Source organism: Streptococcus sp. WM07 (assembly GCF_004570525.1).
Classification (GTDB): Bacteria; Bacillota; Bacilli; order Lactobacillales; family Streptococcaceae; genus Streptococcus.
The window spans coordinates 1-9,749 of sequence record NZ_SPPZ01000058.1 but is presented as its reverse complement, the minus strand read 5'-3'; the positions used below and the strand labels follow the sequence as shown (position 1 = coordinate 9,749).

Below are 9,749 nucleotides of genomic sequence, written 5' to 3'. Positions count from 1 at the left end.
CTCGCTCATTCGAAGGCCAGTTGAGTTTTCCATTCTCAAACCTTTTGTACAGTAACCAGAAGCCCTGTCCATCCCAATAAAGGGCTTTGAAGCGATCTTTTCTTCCACCACAGAAAAGAAAGACTTGGCCTGAGAAGGGGTCTAATTCAAATTCCTGTTTCACTAAGTAAGCCAAGGAATCAATTCCTTGCCTCATATCTGTTTTACCAGTTATCAAATGAACCCGACCTAAATCGCATAAATTTATCCTAGTGAACGAGCGAGAATCTACCATATCAATCTCCATCCTGATGATTTATAAGATTAGTATAGCTAGATTTCTAGTTCGGTTAAAGATACCTTGTTATTGGGCGCTTACGTTTGATCCATAATCCAGCTGATTTTTCTCGTAATCGGGAACTATCTCTCGATAAAACGGTGAATTTAATCCTTGGTATGTCCGGGAAATCCATTTCTAAAGAATTGTTAGATGCAGATATTTGGATCGCGGAATCTGCTTTTGTACAAGCTCGCTACAAAATCAAATCAAACGCTTTCTATAAAGTATTCAAAGAATTCACCTCAAAAATTCCTATAGATGATTCGATACCTATTCTAGCTGCAGATGGAAGTGACGTGAATATTCCTAGAAATCCAGCAGATGAGCGACAAGCGGTTATTGAAATGATGGAGGTCTCTCCCTTTTGAAACAGCTCTTGTAGTTATGGATAGGGGATATGAAAGTTACAACCTTATGGCACATTTTGAGGAAAAAGGTTGGCAATATATTATTCGTGTTAAGAGTGGCAAGGAGTCTCTTGCCTCAAGTTTTCATTTACCTGATACTTCGATTGAAAAAATGGTTAATATTAAATTGTCTAGGAATCAAACAAGTTGAAGAATCTCTATAAGCATGATTCAGAACATTATCGATTTGTACCACATAGTGATAGATTTGATTTCTTACCCGATGCTAGTAAATATGGGAGCAGTCCTCAATTTTATGAACTCTATTTTCGTGTTTTAAAAATCCAGATAGGGGAAGGAAAATATGAGGTCCTCGTTACAAATTCAGACTTGCCTTTTGAGGGGATAAAAAAACTCTACGCCCGTAGATGGGGCATAGAGACAAGTTTTAGAGACCTAAAGTATAGGATTGGTTAATTTTCATGCAAAGAAGAAGGAAGGTGTTCTTCAAGAAATCTATGCACGTTTTACAGAGTTTAACTTCTGTAGATGGATCACAATGAAAACTAGTGATACAATGCCTAGCTTAGAAAACTACCAAATCTGCTTTTCTGATGCTGTTTATGCCTGCAAACAATTCCTGAAAAACAGGCTCACCTCTTCTAAGTTGAAAACTTACATAGAGAGACATTTATCAATCATCCGTCCAGGTCGGACGTTTGAAAGGCGACTGAAAAATTAATCAGTAGTAAGCTTCACCTATAGATTATCATAATTTTTAAAAAAGGTCATAAAAACCTTTATTTTAAATTCTAGGTCTTAACTTAATGACATTGGGGTTTCTCCCGACTTCTTTTTTAGATTGAATCTCCATATTTGATTGCATATAAGGGAATTTATAACAAAAAAACGTTCGTCTTTTATATGATTCTTTGAAAATTTGCGGAAAAATTTTCAGTTTTTCACGAATGAACCTAGCCAAAATGAGCTTTCTATGCTATACTGCTATTCGTATGCAAAAAATGGAGGTTAGCGCTTTGAAGAAGAAGCCTATGCTTGCGGTTGCAGGACTTACAGTGGCGACACTGGGATTAGTTGCTTGCGGTCAGCGAGGAAATACAGAAAATTCAGAAGCTAAGGTTAAGGCTAGTCTTGTAACTAGTGTTGGTGGTGTTGATGATAAATCTTTCAACCAGTCTGCTTGGGAAGGGTTGGAAGAATGGGGCAAGGCTCAAGGGCTTAGCCAAGGTAATGGTTATGACTATTATCAATCTGATTCGGAGTCGGATTACACCAATAATTTTGAACAAGCTGCTTCAAGTGGAAGCAACTTGATTATTGGTATTGGTTACATTGTTAAAAACGCAGTTGAGCAGGCAGCCAAAGATCATTCGGAAATCAATTATGTGATTTTGGATGAGGTTATTGAAGGTCAGGATAATGTAACAAGTGCAACATTTGCGGATCAAGAAGCTGCTTACCTAGCAGGTGTAGCAGCAGCGAAGACGAGCCAAACAAAAAAAGTTGGTTTTATTGGCGGTATTGAATCCGAGGTTGTCAAACGGTTTGAAAAAGGATTTGAAGCTGGTATCCAATCTGTGGACCCAGATATCAAAGTTCAGGTAGATTACGCAGGCTCTTTTACCGATGCGTCTAAAGGTAAATCTTTAGCGCAGGCACAATATGCCGGTGGTGCTGACGTTATTTATCAAGCAGCAGGTGGAAGTGGAGCAGGAGTCTTCAAAGAAGCAAAAGATTTGAACGAGACACGAGATGAAGCTGACAAGGTTTGGGTCATCGGTGTGGATCAGGATCAATCAGCTGATGGAGGATACACTTCTAAAGATGGAAAAAAAGCAAACTTTGTTTTGACTTCAACGATTAAAGAAGTTGGAGCAGCTTTAAAAGATATTGCAGAAAAGACAAGTCAAGGAAACTTCCCTGGGAATCAAACAACGGTTTATGGTTTGAAAGTGGGTGGTGTTAACTTTGTAACGGGTCAACTTTCCTCAGACGCTAAGGCAGCCGTTTCAACAGCCAAGGAAGATATTATTGCGGGACGAATTACAGTTCCTCAAAAATAATCTTATGGTATGAAAGAAGGTTTCTTTGAAACCGAATTCGCTGTTTCTTTAGTTATTAGAGGTTGAATCTTTTCAACCTCTTTTTTTATAAAATTTTCAGTGGAAAAACTTGAAGGGAGGTGGTCAATGTTCTTTAAAAAATGATAGAATAGAGATAGTGTAATGTAAACGAATACCATGGCAAATGAATAGGAGAAAAACCATGAAACTTAACAAATATATTGATCATACACTACTCAAAGCAGATGCTCAAAAAGCAGCGATTCTACAGTTAATTGAGGAAGCTAAGGAATACGATTTTGCGAGTGTTTGCTTGAATCCAAGCTGGGTAGCATTGGCTGCGAAGGAATTAGCTGCTACAGATGTGAAAGTTTGTACGGTTATTGGTTTCCCTTTAGGAGCAACAACTTCTGCAACGAAGGCGTTTGAAACAGCAGAGGCTGTCAAAAACGGAGCTAGCGAGGTGGATATGGTCATCAATATTGCAGCTCTTAAAGATGGGGACGATCAGACTGTTTTAGAGGATATCCAAGCAGTTGTTGAAGCTAGTGGAGATGCAGTTGTTAAGGTTATCATTGAAACAGCCTTGTTAACAGATGAAGAGAAGGAACGTGCTTCTCGTTTGACTGTAGAGGCTGGTGCAGATTTTGTGAAGACATCGACTGGATTTTCAACTAGTGGGGCAAATGTTCTTGATTTGGAATTGATGCGTCAAGTAGTTGGACCAGATTTTGGTGTCAAAGCAGCAGGTGGAGCTCGTTCTTACGAAGATGCCGTAGCCTTTGTAGAGGCTGGTGCAACACGCATCGGAACTTCTGCTGGTGTTGCTATCATGAAAGGTGAGGTTGTTGATGGAGGCTATTGATCCAATTCAATTAGCTATGGAAATGGCTGAAAAAGCTTATGTTCCTTATTCTCATTTTCCAATTGGAGCTGTTTTAGTAGCCAAAGATGGTCGCTATTATACCGGAGTTAACATTGAAAATGCGAGCTTTGGTTTAACCAATTGTGGGGAGAGAACTGCTATTTTTAAGGCAGTCTCAGAGGGGGTTACTGAATTCTCAGCTCTTTATATTTATGGAGAAACAAATGAGCCTGTTTCACCTTGTGGGGCTTGTCGTCAGGTAATGGCAGAGTTTTTTGAAGCTGAGTTACCGATTACGTTAATTGCCAAGGATGGAGCGACGAAAACCATGTCTATGGCAGAGTTGTTACCTTATTCTTTTAAAGATTTAACTTAAGTTATTAAATAAAAAGAGGAGATTGTAATGAAATCAAATAAAATTGTAGCACTTGGAGCAGCATCGCTTGCAGTAGTTGCGTTGGCAGCTTGTTCAAACCGTAGTGGTGATCGTTCTGAGGCAGCTTCAGACTCTATCCGTGTCGCTTATGTGACCGATACAGGTGGGGTTGATGACCACTCCTTCAACGAATCTGCTTGGACAGGTTTGAAAGCTTGGGGTGAAGAAAACAATTTAGAACAAAATCAAGGCTATACTTACTACCAGTCTGAAAATGAATCTGATTTCACCAACAATTTCCAACAAGCCATCACTGAAGGCTATAACATGGTTGCAGGTGCAGGTTTTGCCCTTGCAACATCATTGGAAGAAGTCGCAAAAAACAATCCAGATACAAAATTTGTGATGGTGGATAGCGTGATTGATTTGGACAACGTTGCGTCAGCAACCTTTGCGGATCAAGAAGCTGCATACTTGGCTGGTGTTGCTGCGGCTAAGAATACGAAAACCAAGCAAGTTGGTTTCATCGGTGGGGTTGAAAGTGAAGTCATCACTCGTTTTGAAAAAGGTTTTGAAGCAGGTGTGAAATCTATTGACTCTTCTATTAAAGTTCAAGTAGACTACGCAGGGTCCTTTAATGATGCAGCTAAAGGTAAAACAATTGCTGCAGCTCAATACGCGGCTGGGGCAGATGTCATCTTCCACGCGTCTGGTAAAACAGGTGACGGACTTTTGAATGAAGCCATCACTCGTAATGAAAAATTAGCTGCTAATTCAGATGAAAAAGTCTGGGTTATCGGTGTGGATAGTGACCAAGCACCTCAAGGTGGTTACAAGGACAAAGACGGAAAAGAATCCAACGTTGTCTTGACTTCAACCTTGAAAGAAGTTGGGAATACTATCAAAGATATGGCGACTAAACTACAAGAAGATAAATTCCCAGGAGGAACTACAACTGCCTATGATTTGAAATCTGGTGGTGTAGAAGTTACTTACGATAATTTAAACGAAGAGACTAAAAAAGCTGTTGAAGAAGCCAAACAAGCAATCATCGACGGTAAAGTAACAGTTCCTGAAAAATAATAAGCGGAGACGTTGGAAAGGACGAATGGAATATGGCGAATGAACATGTCATCGAGATGCGCGACATCACCAAAAAATTTGGGGATTTCGTTGCCAACGACCATATTAATCTTCAACTCCGGAAGGGCGAGATTCACGCCCTTCTCGGAGAAAATGGGGCAGGGAAATCCACGTTAATGAACATGCTGGCTGGCTTGCTAGAGCCAACTAGTGGTGAAATCGTGGTCAATGGCCAAATTGTTCAGTTGGATTCTCCATCAAAAGCAGCTTCCCTTGGAATCGGGATGGTTCATCAACATTTCATGTTGGTTGAAGCTTTCACGGTTGCGGAAAATATTATTTTAGGAAGTGAAGTGACGAAAAATGGTGTCTTGGATATCAAGGAAGCTACCAAGGAAATCGAAGAATTATCAAAACGTTATGGTCTTGCAGTAGATCCAGCGGCCAAGGTAGAAGATATCTCAGTGGGGATGCAACAACGGGTTGAGATTTTAAAAACCCTCTATCGTGGTGCAGATATTCTTATTTTTGATGAGCCAACAGCGGTTTTAACTCCTTCTGAAATTGAAGAGTTGGTTGAAATCATGAAGAGTCTGGTTAAAGAAGGAAAATCTTTGATCTTGATTACTCATAAATTGGATGAAATCCGAGCTGTTGCAGATCGTGTTACTGTTATTCGCCGTGGTAAGAGTATTGAAACGGTTGAAATTGTTGGTGCTACCAACCAAGATTTAGCTGAAATGATGGTGGGACGTTCTGTTTCCTTCAAAACAGAAAAGGTTAAAGCTCAACCTAAAGAAACAGTTCTTTCAATCAAGGATCTTGTGGTCTTAGAAAACCGTGGAGTTCCAGCGGTGAAAAATCTCAATCTCGATGTTCGAGCAGGTGAGATTGTCGGAATCGCTGGAATTGATGGAAACGGTCAATCAGAATTGATTCAAGCCATTACGGGACTTCGTAAGGTCAAATCTGGAACAATGATCCTTAAAGGTAAGAATATTGTTGGAGCAAGCCCACGGACGATTACGGAAATGCAGGTTGGACATGTTCCAGAAGACCGCCATCGTGATGGTCTTGTCTTGCAACTATCCATTTCTGAAAATATTGCTCTTCAAACTTATTACAAGGAGCCGATGAGTTCCAAGGGAATTTTGAACTACGGTAACATTTATGAACATGCTCGTAAATTGATGAAAGAGTTTGATGTTCGTGCTGCTAGCGAGTATGTTCCGGCTAAGGCACTTTCTGGTGGTAACCAACAGAAAGCCATTATTGCACGGGAAGTGGACAGGGATCCAGATTTGCTTATCGTTAGCCAACCAACTCGAGGTTTGGATGTTGGTGCGATTGAATACATCCACAAACGCTTGATTGAAGAGCGTGATAAAGGGAAAGCTATTTTGGTTGTTTCCTTTGAGTTGGATGAAATTCTAAATGTCTCAGACCGAATTGCCGTTATCCATGACGGACAGATTCAGGGTGAGTTGGATCCTGCAACTACCAATAAGCAAGAGCTTGGTATCTTGATGGCAGGTGGAGAATTGAAGAAGGAGGAAGGAAATGTCTAAGAAAATTCAAGATGCAGCTGTTCCCCTAATTTCAGTTCTCTTGGGGATCGTCCTTGGAGCCATTATCATGTTGATTTTTGGCTATGATGCTATTTGGGGATATGAAGCACTCTTTGCAACAGCCTTTGGCTCTCTGCGTTCTATCGGAGAGATCTTCCGAGCTATGGGGCCTTTGACCTTGATTGGTTTAGGTTTTGCAGTGGCTAGTCGTGCGGGCTTCTTTAACGTTGGTCTTCCTGGTCAAGCCTTGGCGGGGTGGATTGCTGCAGCCTCATTTGCCTTACTTAATCCAGACCTTCCACGTTTAGTCATGATTCCTGCAACGATTGTGATTGCTATGTTGGCAGGGGGAATCATTGGTTCGATTCCTGGAATGCTTCGAGCCTACCTTGGCACGAGTGAGGTTATCGTAACCATCATGATGAACTATATCGTGCTTTATGTGGGAAATGCCTTGATTCATCAATTACCTCAGGCGGTCATGCAAAGTACAGACTCCAGTAAGCCTGTAGGAATGAATGCTAGCTATCAAACAGAATGGTTGCGGGCCCTTACCAGTAACTCACGGATGAACATCGGTATTTTCTTCGCTTTGCTAGCAGTTTTTGCCATTTGGTTCTTGTTGAAGAAAACAACCCTTGGTTTTGAAATTCGTTCGGTTGGACTCAATCCTCATGCCAGTGAGTATGCCGGTATGTCTTCGAAACGGATAATCATTATTTCCATGATTATCTCTGGTGCTCTTGCTGGTCTTGGCGGAGCAGTAGAAGGACTGGGGACTTTCCAAAATGTTTATATTCAAGGTTCCTCTTTGTCTATCGGATTTAACGGGATGGCGGTAGCCTTGTTGGCTAATAATTCACCAGTTGGAATCCCATTTGCAGCCTTTCTCTTCGCGGTTCTTCAGGTTGGAGCGCCGGGAATGAATGCCGCTTCTATTCCACCAGAATTGGTAAACATCGTGACTGCATCTATTATCTTCTTCGTTGGAATTCACTATGTGATTGAAAAATTCCTTGAGTCAAAAGCAAAAAAGGAGGGGCAAGCTAAATGAATCTCGAAACCCTATTAGCCTTATTAGTGTCTTCCATGCTGATCTATTCAGCCCCTCTCATTTTCACTTCCATTGGTGGAAGTTTCTCTGAGCATTCCGGGATTGTTAATGTCGGTTTGGAAGGAATCATGGTTGTTGGTGCTTTCTCAGCAGTTGTTTTCAACCTTTCAACAGCTTCAGTTTTGGGTGAAGCAACTCCTTGGTTGGCTCTTCTTGTGGGGGGATTAGCTGGTGTTCTATTTTCCCTTCTCCATGCTGTAGCGACTGTTCATTTCCGTGCGGATCATGTTGTCAGTGGTACAGTACTTAACTTGATGGCTCCAGCTTTGACCGTTTTCTTGGTTAAAGTGCTTTATAATAAGGGTCAGACAGATAACATTCAAGAGTCCTTTGGACGCTTTGATTTCCCAATCTTGTCGGATATTCCTTTCATTGGAGACATTTTCTTCAAGAATACTTCGATTATGGGGTATGTGGCCATTGCAACGTCGTTCCTTGCTTGGTTTATTATGTTTAAAACGAAGTTTGGACTACGTCTTCGCTCAGTCGGTGAGCATCCACAGGCAGCAGATACACTGGGAATTAATGTGTATTTGATGCGCTATGCAGGTGTCCTCATTTCTGGTTTCCTTGGGGGAGTCGGTGGTGCAGTCTATGCCCAATCTATTTCTGTAAACTTCTCCATTTCAACCATTGTTGGACCTGGCTTTATTGCTCTTGCCGCGATGATTTTCGGGAAGTGGAATCCTGTTGGTGCCATGTTCTCCAGCCTCTTCTTTGGTTTGTCTCAAAGTTTGGCGGTTATTGGTAGCCAATTGCCACTCTTTGATAAGGTGCCAGCTGTTTATCTACAGATTGCTCCTTACGTCTTGACCATCGTTGTCCTTGCAGCCTTCTTCGGAAAAGCTGTTGCACCGAAGGCAGTCGGAGTTAATTATATTAAATCGAAATAAATGCTTAAAGGTTCCTGGCATAGCGCCAGGAACCTTTTTTCAAAAAAGGAGTATACTGTTACATAGAGGTGAATAAGAATGAAAAAAGTATTATTTGTAACCGGTGCCTCAAAAGGAATTGGTTTGGAAGTGGCTGTTGTAGCTTTGGAAAAAGGCTATCGTGTTGTTGCTACTTCGAGAAATACTGAGACACTGACTGAAAAGATATTGGCTCGGGTACCTGCGGCGGGAAGTGATTTTCTAGCCTTAGAAATGCTCTTTACAGAGGAGAGTATTCAGGCGGCTGTCGCTCAGGTCCTTGATCACTTTGGACGTATCGACGTTTTAGTGAACAATGCAGGCTATGGTATTTTTGGGGCTTTAGAGGAATTTTCGTTGGATGAGATTCGGAAGAACTTTGATGTCAATGTATTTGGACTGTTAGCTCTGACGCAGGCGGTATTGCCAGGGATGCGGCAACAAAAATCTGGACATATTATCAACCTAGCTTCCATTTCGGGTTCGGTGACGGGACCTGTACAAGGGGTTTATTCAGCAACCAAGGCTTCTGTGATTATGATGAGTGAAGCCTTGCAAGCGGAAGTTGAGCCCTTTGGCATCCAGGTAACGGCAGTTAATCCGACTGGAATTCGGACAGATTTCTTGGATAGCTCCTCGATGCGACGTCCTGAAAAAGAAATTAAAGATTATGAGGTGGTACAAGCTACGATGTCTGGTTTGGCTCGCTTAAATCATAATCAGGGTGGAGATCCAACTTTCCTAGCCCAAGCGATTCTTGATATTGCTGAAATGAAGAAGACTCCGAACCGTTTTTATGCCGGATCTGGAGCATTAGCTGCTATGCAATATAAAATCAATGAAGTGGTGACCGAGATTAACGAATTTGCAGATCTCAGTCAAAGCGTGGATCGAAAGGACTAGAATAGATGAAAATTGAAATTTGGTCTGATGTCTATTGTCCCTTTTGCTACATTAGACTTCCTGCGAAACGTTTATAGCCTTTCAAAATTGATAATACCAGCAATCAAGTTCATTCTTAAACCAAATCGTTTCTTACGATTGCGGTAAGTTGTTGAAAAGATGTTAAACACTTTGAACTT

At 41.3% G+C, this 9,749-nt stretch carries 12 protein-coding genes and 1 pseudogene; 11 read left to right on the top strand and 2 right to left on the bottom strand.

Translation table 11 applies throughout. The features are described 5' to 3' along the window. The coding region (gene tnpB / locus E4T71_RS07240; protein ID WP_245165716.1) for an IS66 family insertion sequence element accessory protein TnpB at positions 1-286 on the bottom strand (286 nt) is incomplete at its 3' end. Positions 287-360: 74 nt separating this feature from the next. On the opposite strand from tnpB, the gene E4T71_RS07235 reads away from it, so the two are divergent. The 11 genes from E4T71_RS07235 to E4T71_RS07185 all read left to right on the top strand — a co-directional run bounded on the left by E4T71_RS07235 (position 361) and on the right by E4T71_RS07185 (position 9,570). Beyond that, entirely contained in the window at positions 361-687 is a 327-nt protein-coding gene (locus E4T71_RS07235; protein WP_135038500.1) for a hypothetical protein, read from the top strand. Positions 688-733: 46 nt separating this feature from the next. Continuing rightward, positions 734-877: a hypothetical protein gene (locus tag E4T71_RS07230; protein WP_245165715.1), complete on the top strand. Its 144-nt coding sequence runs from the start codon at positions 734-736 to the stop codon at positions 875-877. Then, positions 874-1,143: a transposase gene (locus E4T71_RS10565; RefSeq protein WP_135038496.1), complete on the top strand. Its 270-nt coding sequence runs from the start codon at positions 874-876 to the stop codon at positions 1,141-1,143. The genes E4T71_RS07230 and E4T71_RS10565 overlap by 4 nt, the downstream gene beginning before the upstream one ends. Positions 1,144-1,718: 575 nt before the next feature. After that, positions 1,719-2,750: a BMP family protein gene (locus E4T71_RS07220; protein WP_135038502.1), complete on the top strand. Its 1,032-nt coding sequence runs from the start codon at positions 1,719-1,721 to the stop codon at positions 2,748-2,750. Between the two features lie 202 nt (positions 2,751-2,952). Further along, positions 2,953-3,615: a deoxyribose-phosphate aldolase gene (gene deoC / locus E4T71_RS07215; protein WP_135038494.1), complete on the top strand. Its 663-nt coding sequence runs from the start codon at positions 2,953-2,955 to the stop codon at positions 3,613-3,615. Further along, complete coding sequence (locus E4T71_RS07210; protein WP_135038492.1) at positions 3,602-3,991, top strand: cytidine deaminase; 390 nt, start codon at positions 3,602-3,604, stop codon at positions 3,989-3,991. The genes deoC and E4T71_RS07210 overlap by 14 nt, the downstream gene beginning before the upstream one ends. A gap of 27 nt (positions 3,992-4,018) precedes the next feature. Next, positions 4,019-5,074 carry a BMP family protein gene (locus tag E4T71_RS07205; protein WP_135038490.1) on the top strand — a complete coding sequence of 352 codons (1,056 nt, stop codon included), beginning with the start codon at positions 4,019-4,021 and terminating at the stop codon, positions 5,072-5,074. 32 nt (positions 5,075-5,106) lie between these two features. Continuing rightward, the gene (locus E4T71_RS07200) at positions 5,107-6,642 is read left to right on the top strand and encodes an ABC transporter ATP-binding protein (RefSeq protein ID WP_135038488.1); all 1,536 of its coding nucleotides are present in this window, start codon (positions 5,107-5,109) and stop codon (positions 6,640-6,642) included. Beyond that, positions 6,635-7,696, top strand: coding sequence for an ABC transporter permease (locus tag E4T71_RS07195; RefSeq protein WP_135038486.1), 1,062 nt, complete (start codon positions 6,635-6,637; stop codon positions 7,694-7,696). The genes E4T71_RS07200 and E4T71_RS07195 overlap by 8 nt, the downstream gene beginning before the upstream one ends. Continuing rightward, positions 7,693-8,649, top strand: a complete 957-nt coding sequence (locus tag E4T71_RS07190) for an ABC transporter permease (RefSeq protein ID WP_135038484.1) — start codon at positions 7,693-7,695, stop codon at positions 8,647-8,649. Before E4T71_RS07195 ends, E4T71_RS07190 begins: the two co-directional genes overlap by 4 nt. Positions 8,650-8,727: 78 nt before the next feature. Further along, positions 8,728-9,570: an SDR family NAD(P)-dependent oxidoreductase gene (locus E4T71_RS07185; protein WP_135038482.1), complete on the top strand. Its 843-nt coding sequence runs from the start codon at positions 8,728-8,730 to the stop codon at positions 9,568-9,570. Between the two features lie 71 nt (positions 9,571-9,641). Here E4T71_RS07185 and E4T71_RS07180 read toward each other — a convergent pair. Further along, positions 9,642-9,749: pseudogene (locus E4T71_RS07180) on the bottom strand (IS5/IS1182 family transposase); the annotation flags it as partial.